This is a genomic window from Undibacterium sp. Ji42W (assembly GCF_049340405.1).
In the GTDB taxonomy this organism is placed as follows: domain Bacteria; phylum Pseudomonadota; class Gammaproteobacteria; order Burkholderiales; family Burkholderiaceae_D; genus Undibacterium.
In genome coordinates, this window is record NZ_JBMPOV010000009.1 from 115,715 (window position 1) to 134,443 (window position 18,729).

The window sequence follows — 18,729 nt, forward strand, 5'->3', positions numbered from 1 at the left end:
AAAATATGAACAGAACCGCTTACCCCTATCATTTTCAAAGCAACAGTTACAGCTCAGCACAGTCTGGCAGTAGTGTCATTGTCACTGGTGCCGTGCATGGCAATGAAACCTGCGGTACTCATGCAATCCGCCGTGTCATTGCAGAACTCGAAGATGGAAGCCTGCAATTGCTGGCTGGGCGTCTGACGCTGGTACCGGTATGCAATCCGCTGGCCTACAAAATGGGACAAAGAGAAGGCGAACGCAACCTGAACCGTCGCCTTATACCGACAGCAGATGTGCAGGAATTTGAAGACCATGTAGCCAACTGGCTATGCCCTTTGATGGCGCAGCATGATGTCTTGCTCGATCTGCATTCTTTCCGCGGAGAGGGTGATCCTTTTGTCCTGATAGGGCCAGAAAATAATCGCGGCGCCATAGAATCATTTAGTCACGAACAGCAGGAAATGGCGATGGCCATGCGCCTCGGCGTACATCGCCTGGTTGATGGTTGGCTTAGCACTTATGCGCATGGCGTACAACGCCGCCAGGAGCGACTGGCCCATGATGCGGATGCCAAAACCGTGGCAAATGCAAACACGCAGTTTGGTGTAGGTACGACAGAATACATGCGCTCGGTCGGTGGTTATGCCATGACACTGGAATGCGGCCAGCATCTTGACCCGCAAGCGCCAGCAGTAGCCTATGCCGCCATCGTCAACAGTCTGTGTCATCTCGGTGTGATCGCTGGTGTAGCGCCAGAACCTGTGACAGAGATGGAAGCCCTGCGCATCTATGATGTCATCGACAAACTGCACGATGGCGATAGTTTCGTGCGCGAATGGCGGAGTTTTGATGAATTGAAACAGGGTGAACTGATAGGCATGCGTGCCGATGGTACTGAAGTCAGGGCAGATCAGGATGGCCGCATTATCTTCCCTGACGCTGGTGCCAGTGCCGGTGAAGAATGGTTTTACCTGACCAAACCCAACCCCCGACTGGCCCTGGCCGCATCTGGAAAGTCGACAGCATGAGTTTGCGTTTCCTTTGTGCCGTATTGCTGGGTATGTCTACCCTGGTCAGCGTGACGCCTGTACATGCTGCAGCCAGTACAGAAAAAGTCTTGCGCGTGCTAGTGACAACGCCGGAGAGCAGTCTCGACCCGGCGGTAGCATCTGACGTACCCTCCGTCAGTATTAATGAGAATATTTTTGAACCCATGCTGCGCTATGACTACCTGGCGCGCCCTGTCAAACTCAAGCCAAATACCCTGAAAAGCATGCCAGAAATCCTGGATCAGGGTAAAACCTATGTCCTGCATCTGCAACCCGGCATCATGTTTACACCTGACCCTGCATTCAAGGGCAAGCCCAGGGAATTGACGGCAGAAGATTACATCTACAGCATCAAGCGCATCTATGATCCTGCGGTCAAGTCGCCGTGGCTGTTCATGTTTGAAGGCAAGTTGCTCGGTGATGAAAAACTCAGATCCGCCAAAGATGGTAAAAGCCAGGACTTCAATTTGCAAACCAGCATACCCGGTTTGCAAGCGGTGGATAAATACACGCTGCGCGTACGCCTGAACGCACCGGACAGTAATTTCCTCTTCATCCTCGCGACTACCGCAACTGGTGCAGTGGCCAGGGAAGTAGTGGAAGCTTATGGCAACCAGGTCGGCAATCATCCAATAGGAACTGGCCCTTTCATACTAGGGCAATGGCAGCGCAGTTTTCGCATAGATTTACTGGCGAATCCGCAATACCGCAAAGTGGTATTCAATGACCAGGTCACCGATGACGTCACCAGGAAAATCGCCGCCAACCTGACGGGGCAGACTTTGCCGCGCGTCAGCAAGGTAGAAATCAAGATCATGGAAGAACAGCAATCGCGCGTGTTGGGCTTCCTGAACCACGAATTCGATTATCTTGAACAAGTGCCACCACCACTGTCAAACATGGTGCTCGATAATGGCAAGCTCAAGCCTGCATTGCAGCAGCAGGGAGTGCGCCTGTCGCTGTTCACGCCACTGCAAACCTATTACATGTGGATGAATATGGAAGACCCGGTGATAGGCGGCTACACGCCAGAGAAAATTGCCTTGCGCCGCGCCATTGCCCTCAGTTATGACAGCAAGGAAGACATCGCCCTGATGGAAAAAGGCCTGGCGATACAGGCGCAATCGCCTTTGCCGCCGAATGTGCTGGGCTACGATGCCAACTATAAAACTCCGGCGCAATATGATGTAAAGCTAGCCAATGCCTTGCTTGACAAGTTTGGCTACAAGCGTGCCGCAGATGGTTACCGTAGCCTGCCTGACGGTCAACCACTGTATTTGCAAATGCATAGTCTGGCCAGCACGACTGGCCGCTTGCGCGATGAAGTCTGGCGCAAGAACCTGGATGCTATTGGTATCCACGTCAGCTTCAAGACTGACAAGCATTCAGAAGTCTTGCGTGCTGCCCGTCTGGGTAAGGTGCAGATGACCGAGGCCAACTGGATTGCCGATTTCCCTGATGCCGAGAATTTTTACCAGCTTTTGTATGGCCCCAATGCTGGTCGTGCCAATTATTCGCGCTTCAACCTACCTGCCTTTAACAAGCTGTACGAAGAAGCCATGCGACTGAGCGACAGCCCGGAGAGAACGGCTATTTACCGGCAAATGGCACAGCTCATGCATGGTTACAGCCCCTGGGTGCCGCGCATACATCCGGTAACGGCAGATGTATCCCAGCCCTGGCTGCAAAATTACTACAGACACCCGGTGGATTTTACAAGCTGGCGCTATGTTGATGTGGATGTTGCAGCCCGTAATAAAGTACTAAAATAATTTGTATTGATAGTCTGATGGAAGTTCAAAGCCTGATCATTCCATCTGGTTATATGTCATCGGTAAGTTTTCATTGGCAGGTGCAGGTGACTCACCCTATGCTGCGATTATGTAAAACTCTGTTGTGTGGAGAATATGTGCGTTGTGAATTGATTGCGGATCATCCTGATTTTTGCCAGCTCGACACCGTTGGCGGCATAGTTATCGATTTACGTTATGTCGGTGCTGACAATTTTGTCGGTCGTGAGTTATATGGTGATCTTGACTGTAGCTGGCTGCACCGCGAAGCGGTAACTGCCCTGCAGGCTGCGGTGAACTGGTTGCGCGAACATCACCCCGACTTGCGCATCCTGGTACTGGACGCCCTGCGCCCGCACCGCGTGCAGGAAATGCTGTGGCAGCACCTGGATGGCACCCCCTTGCGCATGTACGTTGCCGACCCGGCACGGGGTTCCATCCACTCCTTTGGCATGGCGGTGGATGTCACGCTCATCGATGCCGATGGCAAGGAACTGGATATGGGTAGTGGTTTTGATGCCCTCGAAGAAAAATCCCATCCCGCACTCGAACAAAGAATGCTGGCTGAAGGGCAGATCACACAGCACCAACTGGACCAGCGTGGCATATTGCGGGCGGCAATGGCGCACGGTGGCTTTCGTGGCATCAATAGCGAATGGTGGCACTTCAATTGTGGCGACCCGGTGGTCGTGCGTGAAACCTATTTGCGTATTGACTGAGGATGAAGTCATATCCTGTCCGATATGTGCTATTGCTTTTATCCTTGATAGCAAGCACGACCATGGCGCAAGTCAATCCGACAACTGAACAGCTGGTGACGCAGCAATTGGCTACGATCGTCGCGCAGCCAGATAGAGCGCTTGCCAGCCTGTCCGTACTTGCAATCAAGTCTGGTAAAGTCGTTTATCAGCAACAGTTCGGTCAGCGTTATATAGACCTGCAAAACCCCGCCAATAATCTTCCCGCCGATAATCAAACCCTGTTCCGCGTCGCCTCGGTCTCCAAGATGGTGGCCGCCATAGGTGCGATGCGCCTGGTAGAGCAGGGCAAGCTGGATCTGGATGCCGATATCAGCAACTACCTGGGTTTCAAACTCAGGAACCCGCATTATCCAGATGTAATCATTACTACCCATATGCTGCTGAGCCATACCTCATCCCTGCGGGATGACGGTGGTTATAACTTTCCGGCGGATGTCACTATGCAGAGTTTTTTGCAACCTGGTGGCAAAAACTTTGCACAAGGTCTGCAATGGGCTGATCCGGCGACAGCCAAACCGGGAGAGAACTTTGCACCTGGCCGCTATTTCCATTATGTGAATTTGAACTGGGGCGTGCTGGGCACTGTCATGGAAGCCGTCAGTGGCCAGCGCTTTGATGTGCTTATGCAAAGTCTGGTCTTGCAGCCTTTGCAGATAGAAGGTGCATATCATCCTGAACTCTTGTCGAAAGACGCCTTGTCACGGCTGGCTATCTTGTACCGCAAGCAGGCGAATGAAGTCTGGAATTCGCAAGGCCCGTGGGTGGCGCAGACAGATGATTTCCGCAATAAACCTCTGCTTAAAAGACAACTGGAAAACTACCGGCCAGGCACGAATGCAACTTTGTCCAGCCCGCAAGGCGGCTTGCGCATCAACGTACAGGGTTTGAGCCGCATCATGTTGATGCTGATGAACGAGGGGGAGCTTGATGGCGTGCGTTTGTTAAAACCTGCCAGCGTCAGGGCGTTGATTGCAGAGCAATGGCGTTACGATGCAAAGACTCACAATGGGGATGATTACCGTGGCCTGTTTCTATCCTGGGGGCTGGGTTTCCAGCGTTTTACTGACACCAGCGCTGGGCATGATGGTGACAGGCTGGTGCAGGCCCGGCCTTCCTTCAAGCCTGTTGGTCATCTGGGGTTTGCTTATGGTTTGCAATCGGCCTTCCTGTTTGACCCGGCAACGCGCAATGGCATTATTTATGTCATCGGCGGTGTTGCGGCTGATCCGGAAAAAAATCCTGGTATTTATTCGAGCCTTAGTATCTGGGAAGAACAGATACAGACATCGCTTTACACCCTGTTTTAGCTGGTACGGGCAATAAATTCAGTTCCAGCTTCCTTGATGCATTCTACAAATGCACGCGCAGAGCGTGACAGTGGTGTTGACTTCACCGTCAATAAATATAAATCAACGGGCACATTCGGCGACAACGGGCGGCATTGCACTTTGCCATGGTCAGATGTAGCGGCAGTAAAGGGGTCAATGACGGCTGCGCCGGCACCCAGTTCCACCAGCGTCCTGGCCAGCAAGTAGGTTTGCACTACGGTGTAAGAAGTAAAACTCAAACCTTGCTCTTCACAGGCATCCATGACGCGGCTGACGAGATGGTCATCGAGATCCAGCGCAATCAGGTTCTTGGGCAGGTCGGCAACTGGCAGGGCAGTATTGTCCAGGTTCTTCGCCCAGCTACCCAGCGGTGCGATGGCAGTCATACTACCGCGTATCAAGGGTTCGGAGGCGATATTCGGGTGACAGGGGTCGTACAATGACAGCGCAAAATCCACGTCACCGAGCAACAGAGCATTGACAATTTCGCTGGTGTGATGGGTCGCCAGTGTGCAGTGCACGTTAGCAAATTTCTTGCGCCAGGCGGCCAGTGCAGTGGGTACTACCGTAATCGACAGGGTCGGTGTTGACGCCAGCCTGACTGCTTCATCCGGATGGTTTTTCAGATTACTGGCCAGCCTGCGTACAGATTGTAAATCTCGGTTGAGCTTATCGACTTCGGCAAACAGTTTGTGCGCTTCTGGCGTGGGATGCAACTTGCCTTTGATGCGTTCGAACAGTTTCAGGCCCAGTTGTATTTCACAATGCTGCAACACCTTGGTGGCCGCTGGTTGTGAAATATTCAGCAATTGCGCAGCACCACTAATCGTGCCTGCCTGCATGATGGCATGAAAAACTTCGATATGACGCAAACGCATGGTGAAAGTCCATTCAGCAAAAAATCGAGCTTGATTGTAACGCCTGACAGGGGGTGTTGTCGCGCTTATTGCCGCGTCTGCGGCTTATGGCATGTCGCGCAATGCAAGACGCAGGTCGTCACCACAGGCCAGTAATTTGGCATGTGCGGCTGTCACGCTGATGTTGCTCAGGATAGCCAGTATCGCTGTCTTGACGTGGAAATCACATTCTTCCAGTATGTGGCGGCAATGCGCTTCATCCCGGCCAGTCGCATGCATGGTCAGGGCAATAGTACGCCTCAGCAGTTTGATATTAGTCGGTTTAACATCCACCATGAGGTTGCCATAGACCTTGTGCAGCCTGACCATTAGCGCACTGGAAAAGCTGTTCAGGGCGATTTTTTGTGAAGTGCCTGCTTTCAGACGGGTACTGCCGGAAATGACTTCGCTGCCAGTATCGAGAGTGATACCTATCTCTGCCTGCAAAGTCACAGGTGCATCTGGATTGTTGGCAAAACCTATGGTCAGCGCACCCGTCCTGCGTGCCGCCTGCAAAGCGCCCAGCACATAGGGTGTGGCGCCGGATGCGGCAATCAGCATCACCACATCATTTGTAGTCAAAGCCAGTTCCTGAATTTCTTTTGCGCCTTGGTCTGCATCATCTTCTGCACCTTCAACAGCAACAAACATGGCTTGCTTGCCACCCGCCAGCAAGGATAAAGCACGCTCATTTGGCCACGAGAAGGTCGGCAATAATTCAACACCATCCAGCACACCCAGGCGGCCAGAAGTACCTGCACCCACATATACCAGACGACCACCTGCCAGTATGCGCGGCGCTGCCGCATCAACGGCCGCTGCAATTTGTGCGGCAGCCAGGCTGACTGCGCGTATCGCATTCAACTGGTCATCAATGAGCACGTTGACCAGTTGCGTGGTCGGGTATAAATCCAGTTCGATGTGGCTAATGCTAGGTGCTTCTGTATTCAGCATGGCTTGATTCCTTTTCTCTCATTACCTTATGTCCTCTGCTGACAGAGCACAAATGAAAGCTGATACCCGGCCCATAACTTCAGGTAATGCATGCGGCTGCATGAATTATTTGCAGATGCTCGTTGATCAGCTTATGCTGGCTTATCGTTAAAGCACAGACAAACAATGCAAATTCTTCGCCGTCACTTGATATTGGCTGCCAGCTTGCTGCTATCCGCCTGCCAGTGGGGTTGGCTGCAAGGGGGCGACACCCGCCATCAATTGATCATTTCTGTCTCTGAACAAAAAATGGTTTTGCTGGAGGATGGCCAGCCAGTAGCTACTTATGCGATTTCCACTGCCAAGCGTGGCATAGGCGACATGCCCGACAGCTATATGACGCCAGGTGGCCGCATGCAGATCGCCGAGAAAATCGGCGCTGGTGTGCCGCTGGGCTCAGTCTTCAAAGACCGCAAACCCACAGGTGAGATCGTGGCGGCAGATGCGCCAGGGCGTGACCCCGTAGTGACGCGCATACTCTGGTTACGCGGTACTGAACAACGCAACCGCAATGCCTACCCGCGTTTTATATATATCCACGGTACGCCGCAGGAAAGCCTGCTGGGCACGCCTGCCAGCTATGGCTGCATACGTATGCGCTCGGTAGATATTGCAGAGTTGTTCGAGCGGGTGGGAGTAGGGGCAGTGGTCGATGTAGTTGAAAAGGCCGTGGATACGGCAACATCTTGATTGTCTATTTGGAAATATCTTTCAGTATTTACAATTTGATGACAATTTGAGTACATTTTTGAGCTGCTTCAGGATAAGGCTGGGCGTATCATGGTCAGGTGTTTCTATTTTGACAGCTCAATTGAAAGCTCAATATGCGTCCTACATTAATATGCTCATGCTTGCTGCTTGGCCTCATTTCTGCCTGCGGTGGTGCAGGTACCGCCGCTACAGCCACTACGATCGAAACCAAGCCACAGGCTGTTAGCACCGCCAAATCTACGCTGGCACGTAATTCTGCCCCGCAAGCCAGCGATGCCGATCTGGCTGCGGCAGTGGCTGGGAATACCGAATTTGCCTTGAAAATCCTGCCTTTGCTGGACGCGCAAGGTGACAGCAATCTGGTGTATTCACCATACAGCCTTACATTGGCACTGGAGATGGCGGCAGCCGGTGCCAAAGGCGATACTCTCAGCAGTATGGAGAAAGCATTGGCCTTCCAGTTGCAACAGAGCCGTTTGCAACCTGCGCTGAATCGTCTTGATTTATTGCTGGCAGATAAAACCTCCACAGCAGCCAAACCGAACGTCCAGTTACCCAACCTGAATATCGCCAATGCACTGTGGGCGCAGCAGGGGTACAGCCTGCAAAGCAGTTACCTGGATGCGCTCAGCGTGAATTTTGGTGCTGCTGTGAACTTGCAGGATTTTGTCAGCGCTGCTGAACCTTCACGTCTGGCAATCAATAACTGGGTAGCCGACCAGACCCAGCAAAAAATTAAGGACCTGATACCTGCAGGTGGCGTTTCACCACAGACCCGCGTGGTGTTGACAAATGCCATCTGGTTCAAGTCAGACTGGGCGCAGCCATTTACCAAAGAAGCGACGAGAAACCAAGATTTTACTGACCGTAAAGGCAGTGTGAAAAATCTGCCCTTCATGAATCTGACCAGCAACTTTCCGTATGTGCAGGGCAAGGGCTATCAGGCGGTGGAACTGCCTTACATCGATAACAAACTCGCCATGCTGCTTGTCGTGCCAGACGCAGGCAAATTCGATGATTTTATGCAAGGTCTGAGCAGCACTACCATCAACAACATGACGACAGGCTTGAAAGACAATTACATTGCCTTGAGCATGCCCAAGTTTAACTTCAGTGCCAACCCGGCGATGAACTCCAGTCTGAGTACTCTGGGCATGGGTGCTGCCTTTGATGCAAGCAAGGCAGATTTTTCTGGGATAAGCGGTAACCGCGAATTGTCGATTTCTGGTGTCGTGCACAAGGCCTTCATCAACGTTGATGAGAAGGGCACAGAAGCTGCCGCTGCTACGGGTGTATTGATCGGTGTCACAAGCATTAATGTGACTCAACCCTTGAAGTTGACACTGGATCGCCCCTTCCTGTTCATGATCAGGGACAGGCAGACTGGCCTCATCATCTTCATGGGTAAGCTCATGAATCCTGCTGCGAGTTAAAAGGACATAGGCAAAACCGCCCCAGCTGCGTTGCAGCTCCCGTATTAAGCAAGATTCGGTAGTAAAGTACTGTTTTCGTCGCTACGGTGTGGTGGGGGTTTCGGACAACATGTTGTCCGCCAACGGAACGAACCTCTCTTGTAAAAGAGGTTTCTTAAGGCAATAGCTTTGCTGGGACGATTTTGCATAAGTCCTGAAATAGGAGCATTAATTTTGGTCAAAAAAATCCCCCGATGTTGATGTCGGAGGATTTTTTTTGACTCGCTACCTGTTCATTTTACTTGAACTTGTAATTTGCCAGCAACGTAAATGCACGTCCGCGTGGATCAGCTACGCGTGGTTCCCACGAGCTACCAGCACCAGTATTGCTGTCATAAGTGATGGCAAATGGCGGATCGGTATTAAAGAGGTTTTTCAAACCGGCAGTCAGTGTCAGGTTCTTGATACCGCTATAGGTCACGCTCATGTTGTAGATGATGTAGGCTTTGACATTCGGATTGTAGTTCGATGGCATGACCAGGCCACTCTGTACGCCAGGCAAGACTTGGTCCTTGTAGCCAGCACGATAAATCTGCGTGAATGTACCTGTCCAGTCACCCTGGGTGTAATTGACAAAAGCGGTGTGCTTCCATCTCAGGCCCAGGTCACCGGTAAAGGTGAAGCGGCCAACTTCGCTTTCGCCGTAAGGTGCATTCGCCATAGGGCGGGATTTTTTCTCCAGCAGGTAAGAACCATCCAGGCCGGCAGCCCATTTACCATTGAATACGTCACCATTCGCTTTGGCACCAACTTCTACACCACGGGTGATGCTGGAACCGGCATTGACCCAGCGCTGATCGACAAAAATCAAAGCGCCCGTACTGTCACGCAAAAACTGATCCCTGAACAGATCATAGTTTTGCAGCATGGTAGTCAGGTCTATGGTGGTGATGGAGTTTTCCTTGCGGATTTCCCAAATGTCGGCACTTGCACTGAAGTTACTGCTTGGTGCCCAGACCACACCTACCGTACCTTGCTTGGCTTTTTCAGGTCCCAGCGTGGTTTTACCGCCAGTCAGGATATTTGGTGTGATGGCGGCACAACCAGGTTTGCTGCTATCAGCCTTCAAAGTCGGACAAGTGGCAGGATCAGCCAGGTCTTTACCAGCATAAGGTGAATCGGTAATGCCGTTAAACAACTGGTTGAATGACGGTGCGCGGAAACCAGTGTTGTACGAACCACGGAACAACAGCGTATCTGTCGGTGTATAACGGAAGCTTACTTTAGGATTGAAGGTGCTGCCAAAGCCGGAGTAATGATCCTGGCGGCCTGCAACGGTGACTTCGAGTGATTTCAAGACTGGCACCAGTACCTCTGCATATACAGCGCGTATGTCACGGCTGACTTTAGGCAAGGCATTGCTGTCATCAAACGGCGCATTCAGGATGGCTGGGCGCACGCTGGATGCTCTGGCATCACCGTTGAAAGTGTATTCTTCCTTGCGTAAATCCGTGCCCACGGCAGCCATGACTGCTCCGGCAGGTAATTGCCAGATTTCACCCGACAAGGCGGCATCTGCCTGGGTCAGCGTGGTTTTGCCGCCATACAGCGTGACGCCTGCTGCTGAAGTGCTGTTGATCAGGTCAAGTGCAGCTTGTGATTGCTTTTCGCCCGGCTTCAGGAAAGGATTGATGATGCCTGTACCCAGGGCATTTGCCAGCGCAACGGTGTAGTTATAGCCAGTGCCCAGTTTGGATTCAGACTCACTATAGGCACGCGACAGGCCGACGCGATAATCCCATTTACCTATCTGTCCATCGGCACCCAGTTGCAGGCGGCCTGCTTCTGTGCGGGTAGAGATTTCACGGTTGCCGCATTCCATACAACGCCAGCGGTAGGCGATAGGTGCACCGCGATTGGCTTCTATGCTGGGGAATACTGCAACGATGGCATTGAATACATCGTTATAGGCAGAACCTGTGCTTGGATAAAATGAAGACGCAGGGAAGTTGGTACCCGGTGACACCTGGTTGGGTGAAAACCGTTTGGATACTTCCACCTGCGAGCCTACTGCTTCGGCAAATAATTGGTGTGTGCCTATCTTGAACGTGGCACGGGCGACAAAGTTGTCGTTCTTGACTGGCTGTTGCAACACTGCAGCGCGGCCAGTGTCCCAGGCGCAGGCATATTTGGACGATGCCACATCCCACAGCTTGGCATCATAAGCTGCCATGCCATCAACGGCGCCGCAGCCAGCACCACCCGGCAGGTTCAACACGTTAATCGCATTCATGACCTGGGTCGTACCTGGGAAGACCGGGCCACTGTTGCTCTTGTTGCTGAGTATGGTATTCGCCAGCGAAGTGGCAAATACAGTCGCATTCGGTGTACCACGGGTATCTACCGACAAGCCACGGTTGGGCTGGAAGGTATTTACAAAATCACGCTGGTCACCACGCAGCGCATCGTTCTCGCTATGGGTGGCCGTCAGCAGGACATTGTAGTGGTCATTTTCCAGATCACCAAAGCCACCAACCACGGACACGCGCTTGATATTGCCGCCGCCTTGCTGGGAGATGTCGGTGAAAGCCTGGGCTTCCAGGCCGTTGTAATTTTTGCGCAAGATGAAGTTGATGACGCCACCAATTGCATCCGTGCCATAGATGGCTGAGGCGCCATCTTTTAATACTTCGATTCTTTCCACTGCCGCCATGGGGATGGAATTCAGGTCAACTGCCGAGCCCTTCATGCCATGGGTGGCAACGCGGCGGCCATTCAATAGCACCAGTGTGCTGTCAGCACCCTGGCCGCGCAGGTTAGCGGAGGATGCGCCGTTGTTGCCGCGTTGCGCGCCAGAGGTGACGTCAGCATTACTGGCGAGGTTGTCAGAACCATTGCCATTGATATTCAGGTTGGCAATAAATTGCTCGGCAGTGACGATGCCCGCAGCTTCCAACTGCTTGCGGGTAATGACTTCTATCGGCAAAGCACCTTCGGAGGCAATACGTTTGATACTACTGCCGGTAATTTCTACCCTTTGCGGTGCTGGGGCAGGCTGTTCCTGCGCCTCCACCCATCCGCTGGCACCTGCAGACATGCCTATCAGGGCGATGCACCTGGCTATGGTCTTTAACTTCACTGGTCTCTCCTTGGGTCGTACAACATTGATATTGTGAGCTCGGTATTTGTTTATGGTCAATTCTGGCCGCTGCCCAGAATTGATATAAATTTTATGTGTATGTTTATATGTTCCAGACTAGGGTTTTGTCACAATACGTGACAAATGAAAATATCATGACGGGCGATAACCAAAAGATATGGGGTTTGCCATGACTGGCGCGCCAGCCACTGTGGGTGCTGATTTGAGAGGAAAAACCAGACATACACCAAAGAAAAATACGTATGGACTTGGCTGTCCATACGTATCTAAAAACCACACTTGCCAATTGAATTTATGTCAACCTGGCTTCAAGGCAAGCTATAACTGGCACGCAAGCCTTCCACGCCGGTACGGCTGATAGCCGATACTGTCACCTGTTTGATGGCACCAAGCTGAGGATCATCGCTGATGTCGATTGTCATGTTCTGGGCTGGCACCACAGAGAACAGCCATTGTTGGTCAGTGCGCTTCCAGATGGCCAGCAGGCGGGTGTTGCTGGTGTAGCTCAGTTGCAGACGTAATGTTTTTTTGTCGGCACTGGCTTCCAGCACCGGGCTGGCTGGCAGACTATTGTCCAGCCAGGGGCTGGCAGGTATCAACGCCTGGGACGTGTATTTCTCGCTCGCCAGACGTTTGCGTATGTCTTTGCGATTCTGGTTCAGCGCTGCCATGCTGAAATGTACGTGGCCGTTGCCAGCCTTTTCACGCAGTGCATCAACCTGGTTCAGGATTTCATCCGCAGTCCAGGATTTATCCGTATTGTCTATGCGGCTGGTATACAGCCCAGGCCAGATATGCTTGCCGCTCGTGTTTTGGGCCAGCCAGTAGTCATGCAAGACCTTGAAGGCCTGCGGGCCTTGATTGATGGGCCAGTAGAGCTGGGGAGCCAGATAATCCAGCCAGCCTTTGGCTAGCCAGAGCTCCACATCTGCATACAGCTTGTCATATTGACTGAACCCGGCAATGCCGGGTGGCAAGCGGTCTGGCCTGCCTATGCCAAAAGGGCTGATGCCGAATTTCACCCAGGGTTTTTCAAGGTGCACGCGCTGATTAACTGCTTCTACCAGACGGTTGACATTGTCACGGCGCCAGTCGGCACGCGCCAGTGTGCCACCGGACTGGAGATAGGCCACCCAGGACGGGTCATCCGGGAAATCCTGCTCTGCACCATTGCTACCCTTGACCGGGTAAGGGTAGAAATAATCGTCGATATGGATGCCATCGACATCATAACGGCGCACCACGTCACTGATGACATTGAGGGTTTGCTGCATCGCCAGCGGTTCACCCGGGTCCATCCATTGCAGGTCACCATAATTCTTTACAACTTGCGGTGCCAGCTTGCTGATATGGTTGGTCGCCAGCGCCATTTTGGATTGCGCAGTGCGGGAACGGTAGGGATTGAACCAGGCGTGCAATTCCAGGCCACGCGCATGCGCCTGTTCTACCCAGAATTGTAGCGGGTCATAATACGGAGACGGTGGTCTTCCTTGCTCGCCTGTCAAAAATTCTGACCACGGTTCTATCATGGAAGGGTAGATGGCATCAGCCGCCGGGCGCACCTGCAAAACGATGGCATTCAGTTTCAACTGTACCGCATTGTCGAGTAGGGTGATGACTTCGTTCTTTTGTTTTTCTGTACTCAGGTCACGGCGTGAAGGCCAGTCTATATTGGCTACGGTTGATACCCAGGCAGCCCGGAATTCACGCGGCAAGGGCGGCGCGTCCTTGACCTGCGCCGGATAATTGACCAGGGCATTTTGCGGGGTGATGGTCAGATCGACTGCGACAGGTTTAGGCTGGGGTTTTATAGGCGGCGTTGCCGTGGTGCAGGCAAGCATCAGTGCACAAGCGGATGCAGCCAGCGCTGGCAACCTGAACCGTTGAAGATGAGTTTTTAAATTAGACAAAGTAAAAGCAGGTCGTGACGAGGATGGTAACGAAAACATGGATAAGACTGAACTAATAATGCAATTAAGTGCGAAAGACCTGAGATGCTACTGCATTACACTTTGACAAACCAGCGTTTCTTCCACATTGCCCAGGCAATCAACAACATCAGCATATTAAACAGGATTGCATACAGCAGGGACGCATTGACTGCATTAACGGGTAGAGCCTTGATCGGCGCATAGATAAACGCCTGCAGGCTGGGTTTAGTGCCATTAGCCTGATCTACATGGATAAATCCCAGCATTTTGGCAATCAGGCCAGACAGGGTGAACAGGAACAAGGCATTCATGCCATACATGACAAAGGGATGACAGAGTTTTGCCATGGATTTTTTCAGTAAGGCGGAGGGATTGCCATCCAGCAGCCAGTAAAAACAGGCAAAGCTGATCAGTGCCCAGCCTGTCATGAAAATACTGTAAGACGGCGTCCACAGGCTCTTGTTGACCGGCATGAACAAGGTATCCAGCACCAGCCCAAGTGCCAGGCAACTCAAGCCAGCGACAAAGAACCAGGCAGTTTTTACAGCGGCATCCTGCTTGCTGTTGAACCAGCGTCCTGCCCATGCACCAAAGATTACACTGCAGACAGCGGGCAGGCTGCTCAGCAGACCCTCAGGGTCCCAGGTTTTTGCGCGTTTCCATAAATGCCCGTTGAGCAAGAGTCTGTCCAGCCAGGCACCGGCATCGCGCCCTGGTTCCAGTGCGGCTCGTGCCCACACGCCGTCAGCATCTGGAACAGATACGGCTAACATGAGTATGGAATACACAGTGAAGAGGATGCCAGTCCAGATCACCTGCCATTTCCAGTCACAATAAATCAGTATTGGCGCTGCCAGAAGAGTGCACAGGGCGATGCGCTGTAAAACGCCAGGGATGCGTACAGACTGGAAATCAAAGCTGGGTATCAGGTTCAGCGCCAGGCCAATCAAGAATATCCACAGCGCGCGCTTGGCGGTTTGCCTGAACAATTGCCCCTGGGCGTAGCCAGCCATGAGTTTTTGATGCAGCGAAAGATGCAACGAAATGCCAACAATGAACAGGAAGAAAGGGAAAATACAGTCAGTAAAAGTCCAGCCTGACCAGGCTGCATGTTCCAGCGGAGGGTAAAGGTTCCCCCAGTCACCCGGATTATTCACCAGGAACATGCTGGCAATGGTGAAGCCGCGAAATGCATCGAGTGACAGTAGTCTTGATTTATTCATCGCAATGGGTAACACCAGCTGAAAAAAAGGGCGCTTGCGCGCCCTTGAAAATCTCGTTCGTCTTGGGGGAGTCATGAGAGTTAATCCAACGAGGAAAGAAGGATTACCTACATCATAGACACTAATACCAGTGTAGTGCGATTGACTTTTTATTCATCAGATATAAGCCTGGGTTATTCGCTGCCTTTACTGGTTTGGCTTTCTTTCTGTAAATCAATATTTTCAACAATCGGCCTGGTAGCAAGGCTAAAAAGTATTTGTTCTTTTGTCGTTTATCTATACCGGAAAAGCTCCAGACAAGCTTTAAGTTGCATATAATCCAATATTAAAGTGCTGTTTTCTTGTAGGCGTTTGTACGAATAAAAACAGGCCACCTACGCACTTGTATCGTTTTCCTTGATAAGCAGACAGATGAATACCACTGAATCAGACAATCGTGAAAACGGTCGTAAAAATGGCAGTGACAGCAGCTCTAAGCTCAAACGCCAGGCAGCCTTAAAGTTGCTGGAAAAGACCGGTATCATGCGCAGCAATTATGCGCCTCCTTACCTGCGCCTGGTGTGGCGCATGGGTTTTGATGTTCCGCCGCCACACTTTGCCCAGTTCTGGCAAAACGCGCTGTTTTCTGGCAGCTTTTATGCCATAGGATGGGGTGCGTTGATGTATTTTTTTGTCTGGTCCAAAACAGCCATGTCGACCACCGCCATGCTCAATTCTGCCGGGATTGCCGGTATTCTGTTTGGCCTGGCCCTAGCCAGCTATTATGCACATGGCAAACGCAAGCATGGGCTGCCATCCTGGCAAGAATTCAAGCCGGATAGTCTCTCCTGATGATTGATGATTGATGATTGATGATTGATGATGGTGAGGGTATGAAGTATTTTCTTTCCGTTTTGCTATGCAGCTTCACGCTGCTTGCCTGTACAACTGTTCAGGCTGCCTCAACGCCAGTTCGTGCGGCGGTGACAGCATCACCAGCGCAACAGGCAGCCATGCAGATTGAGCTTGACAGGCTGACCTCACAGTTTAGCGATGGCATTGCAGAAACTTACAGAGAAAACCCTGCCCGTATCGTCTATGGAAATTTGTTTGGCGACCATCAACATGACGCCATTGTCCTGTTCAATCTCGAAGGATATGGTGGCGGCAACCATCATGCAGAATTCATCGCCTTTTTTACCGAACAGGAACAATTTGAAGTAGCCGGCAAAGGTACCAAGCCTTATCTGCTGACAGCAGTCACCAAGCTGGGTGAGCGTGGCTGGCGCTCCTTTGATTTTAATAGTGTCAGCATCCATCTGGGCTCCGTCACTCTGAAGGGTAAGGAAATGACTTCAGGTGATGCCATGTGTTGCCCGTCACTGACAATTGCCCGCAGTTTTAGTGTCGATGAATTTGATCATATTATCGAAAGCAAAGACGGAAAAATGAAGCGCCGCATTACCCGCCCATAATCACCCGTCCATAATTACCCGTCCACCAATTTCTGTTTTAACTTCACGAAGTCCAAATTTCACACATTCCAATTTCTCGCGTTTAAGCCCCCCACATTCATATTTCTGGGCTTCAATCTGAATAAATCGCATCAGTTTTAAATTTCCCGAATGCAAAATAAGACAGCATGTTTGAATTAACAACATAGTGCTTGTAGTGCGTATTGGATTGCAGGATACTTGTAAGCAGACATTCAGCCGCAATTTTTTTGCGCGCATCTTCAGCACAGAATTCGATATAAAAATAGAAGTCGATAGGCAATATCAGCACAAATCAGCATAAATCAGTACATTGCGGACGCTGGCAAGGCTCCGCACACAGAAAAACTTGGTATGGCACGACTCAGTAACTGGGAAATCTTAGTATGAGACCGTTGAAGAACAAGCACGTCAAATCCCGTCTTAGCCTCAGCCTGCTATTCGCCATGGCACTGGGACTTAGCCAGCCACTGGCAGCGCAGGATACCGATAGCGTCATTGGGCGTTTTGATATCAGTCGTTACGATGTCAAAGGCAATAACCTGCTGAGTGCTGCTGCACTCGATAGTCTGCTGGCACCGTATATCGGCAAAGGCCGCAGTTTTGCCGATGTGCAAAGGGCACTCGAAGCACTGGAAAAAGCCTATCGCCAGAAAGGTTACAGTCTGGTGCAGGTGGTCTTGCCTGAGCAGGAGTTGAACCAGGGTGTCGTCAAATTCATCGTCGTGCAGGCACGCATTGCCAATGTCAGTGTCAAGGGCAACCGTCATTTCGACAGTGACAATATTAAACGTAGCCTGCCCCAGTTGCGCACAGGGGATACCCCCAATATTAAAAAACTGTCTGAAAGTCTGAAGACAGCAAATGAAAATCCCGCCAAAAAAACCAGTTTGCAATTCGAGACATCAAATCAGGAAGGTGAAGTAAATGCTGTCCTGAACGTCACCGACAGCAAGCCCTGGACAGTTGGGACAACTGTGGATAATGCCGGGGACAGCAATACCGGCAAGTCACATCTGGGCTTGTTGTTCCAGCATGCCAATGTCAGCGGGCATGATGATGTACTCAGCCTGCAATATACGACCACCCTGCAAAAACCGAGTAAGTACGCGGTGTTTGGTGTTGGCTACCATTTGCCATTGTATGAGCGTGGTGACAGTGTGGATTTGTATGCGAGTTATTCGAATGTCGATTCAGGCTCAGTCTCGGCTGGTATCTTTGACCTCAATGTCAGTGGTCGTGGTTCTGTCGTAGGCGGGCGTTATAACTTCAATCTGGGTCGCAGTGAAGATTTTGATTCACGTTTGAGCCTTGGCTGGGACTACAAGGCTTTCAAGAACAATGTGGCTCTGCAAGGCATACAACTGGGTAATGATGTCACTGTCCACCCTATCAGCATCAGCTATGCCGCCAGTCTGAATTCCACGGCAGGTGAGACAAATGCCTATGTGACAGCGATACACAATTTGCCCGGCGGTGAAAAGGGCAAGACCGACGATTTCCAGCGTGTGCGCAGTGGCGCGACTGCTGGTTATAGCATCCTGCGCTACGGCTTTGGTTATAGCAAGGTATTGCCAGCAGCCTGGCAATTGAAGCTCATGCTTAGTGGCCAATATACGAGGGACAGCCTGGTCCCAGGTGAGCAGTTCGGTGCGGGTGGTGCCAGCAGTGTGCGCGGCTTTACTGAACGGGCGCTAGCCAATGACTATGGCACGCTGATCAGCGCAGAAATTTATACCCCTAATCTGTGTGCTGGTTTCAGTGCCAGTTTTACCCAATGCCAGTTACTTGGCTTTTATGACGCTGCCCATCTGTCGCGTAACAAGGCGCTGCCTGGCGAGCAGAGTTCAGCTTCCCTTTCCAGCGTAGGCATAGGTATCAGGCTGGCCATGTCACGCATGATGTCGCTACAGATGGACTATGGCAAGTCCCTGCATGCGCCGGATGAATTGAGCAAAGATGACAGGCGTTTGCATGTCAGGCTGGGCGTCAACTATTAATGATGGATGAGGAAGAGC

The 18,729-nt window shown here is 51.6% G+C and carries 14 protein-coding genes; 9 read left to right on the forward strand and 5 right to left on the reverse strand.

Translation table 11 applies throughout. From position 1 onward, the window contains the following. The first annotated feature begins 5 nt into the window (after nucleotides 1–5). From ACO0LG_RS19945 to ACO0LG_RS19960, 4 genes are all read left to right on the forward strand, one after another. Nucleotides 6–1,013 (forward strand): succinylglutamate desuccinylase, encoded by a 1,008-nt coding sequence (locus ACO0LG_RS19945; protein WP_423029304.1) that lies wholly within the window; start codon nucleotides 6–8, stop codon nucleotides 1,011–1,013. Further along, on the forward strand, nucleotides 947–2,806 hold the full coding sequence (locus ACO0LG_RS19950; protein WP_423029305.1) for an ABC transporter substrate-binding protein: 1,860 nt from the start codon (nucleotides 947–949) through the stop codon (nucleotides 2,804–2,806). Before ACO0LG_RS19945 ends, ACO0LG_RS19950 begins: the two co-directional genes overlap by 67 nt. Before the next feature lie 17 nt (nucleotides 2,807–2,823). After that, entirely contained in the window at nucleotides 2,824–3,543 is a 720-nt protein-coding gene (locus tag ACO0LG_RS19955; RefSeq protein ID WP_423029306.1) for a M15 family metallopeptidase, read from the forward strand. A gap of 62 nt (nucleotides 3,544–3,605) precedes the next feature. Next, nucleotides 3,606–4,892 (forward strand): serine hydrolase domain-containing protein, encoded by a 1,287-nt coding sequence (locus ACO0LG_RS19960; RefSeq protein ID WP_423029307.1) that lies wholly within the window; start codon nucleotides 3,606–3,608, stop codon nucleotides 4,890–4,892. Here ACO0LG_RS19960 and ACO0LG_RS19965 read toward each other — a convergent pair. Both ACO0LG_RS19965 and ACO0LG_RS19970 read right to left on the reverse strand, forming a co-directional pair. Continuing rightward, nucleotides 4,889–5,791, reverse strand: coding sequence for a LysR family transcriptional regulator (locus ACO0LG_RS19965; RefSeq protein WP_423029308.1), 903 nt, complete (start codon nucleotides 5,789–5,791; stop codon nucleotides 4,889–4,891). The two genes, ACO0LG_RS19960 and ACO0LG_RS19965, sit on opposite strands and share 4 nt — an antisense overlap. An 84-nt stretch (nucleotides 5,792–5,875) precedes the next feature. Beyond that, nucleotides 5,876–6,763, reverse strand: coding sequence for an N-acetylmuramic acid 6-phosphate etherase (locus ACO0LG_RS19970; RefSeq protein ID WP_423029309.1), 888 nt, complete (start codon nucleotides 6,761–6,763; stop codon nucleotides 5,876–5,878). A 165-nt stretch (nucleotides 6,764–6,928) separates the two neighbouring features. Between ACO0LG_RS19970 and ACO0LG_RS19975 the strand changes: the two genes are divergently transcribed. Then, entirely contained in the window at nucleotides 6,929–7,492 is a 564-nt protein-coding gene (locus ACO0LG_RS19975) for a L,D-transpeptidase family protein (protein WP_423029310.1), read from the forward strand. Nucleotides 7,493–7,626: 134 nt separating this feature from the next. Then, a complete protein-coding gene (locus ACO0LG_RS19980; protein ID WP_423029311.1) occupies nucleotides 7,627–8,946 on the forward strand; it encodes a serpin family protein in 1,320 nt (439 codons plus the stop codon). Between the two features lie 277 nt (nucleotides 8,947–9,223). Here ACO0LG_RS19980 and ACO0LG_RS19985 read toward each other — a convergent pair whose 3' ends face one another. The 3 genes from ACO0LG_RS19985 to ACO0LG_RS19995 form a co-directional block, all read right to left on the reverse strand. Beyond that, complete coding sequence (locus ACO0LG_RS19985; RefSeq protein ID WP_423029312.1) at nucleotides 9,224–12,064, reverse strand: TonB-dependent receptor domain-containing protein; 2,841 nt, start codon at nucleotides 12,062–12,064, stop codon at nucleotides 9,224–9,226. Between the two features lie 329 nt (nucleotides 12,065–12,393). Further along, nucleotides 12,394–13,926: a glycoside hydrolase family 10 protein gene (locus ACO0LG_RS19990; RefSeq protein ID WP_423029313.1), complete on the reverse strand. Its 1,533-nt coding sequence runs from the start codon at nucleotides 13,924–13,926 to the stop codon at nucleotides 12,394–12,396. Between the two features lie 164 nt (nucleotides 13,927–14,090). After that, nucleotides 14,091–15,239 carry an acyltransferase family protein gene (locus tag ACO0LG_RS19995; protein ID WP_423029314.1) on the reverse strand — a complete coding sequence of 383 codons (1,149 nt, stop codon included), beginning with the start codon at nucleotides 15,237–15,239 and terminating at the stop codon, nucleotides 14,091–14,093. 411 nt (nucleotides 15,240–15,650) lie between these two features. Between ACO0LG_RS19995 and ACO0LG_RS20000 the strand changes: the two genes are divergently transcribed. From ACO0LG_RS20000 to ACO0LG_RS20010, 3 genes are all read left to right on the forward strand, one after another. After that, a complete protein-coding gene (locus ACO0LG_RS20000; protein ID WP_423029315.1) occupies nucleotides 15,651–16,070 on the forward strand; it encodes a DUF6404 family protein in 420 nt (139 codons plus the stop codon). A 41-nt stretch (nucleotides 16,071–16,111) separates the two neighbouring features. Next, nucleotides 16,112–16,693: a hypothetical protein gene (locus ACO0LG_RS20005; RefSeq protein ID WP_423029316.1), complete on the forward strand. Its 582-nt coding sequence runs from the start codon at nucleotides 16,112–16,114 to the stop codon at nucleotides 16,691–16,693. Nucleotides 16,694–17,097: 404 nt separating this feature from the next. After that, nucleotides 17,098–18,711, forward strand: coding sequence for a ShlB/FhaC/HecB family hemolysin secretion/activation protein (locus ACO0LG_RS20010; protein WP_423029317.1), 1,614 nt, complete (start codon nucleotides 17,098–17,100; stop codon nucleotides 18,709–18,711). Nucleotides 18,712–18,729: the final 18 nt, after the last annotated feature.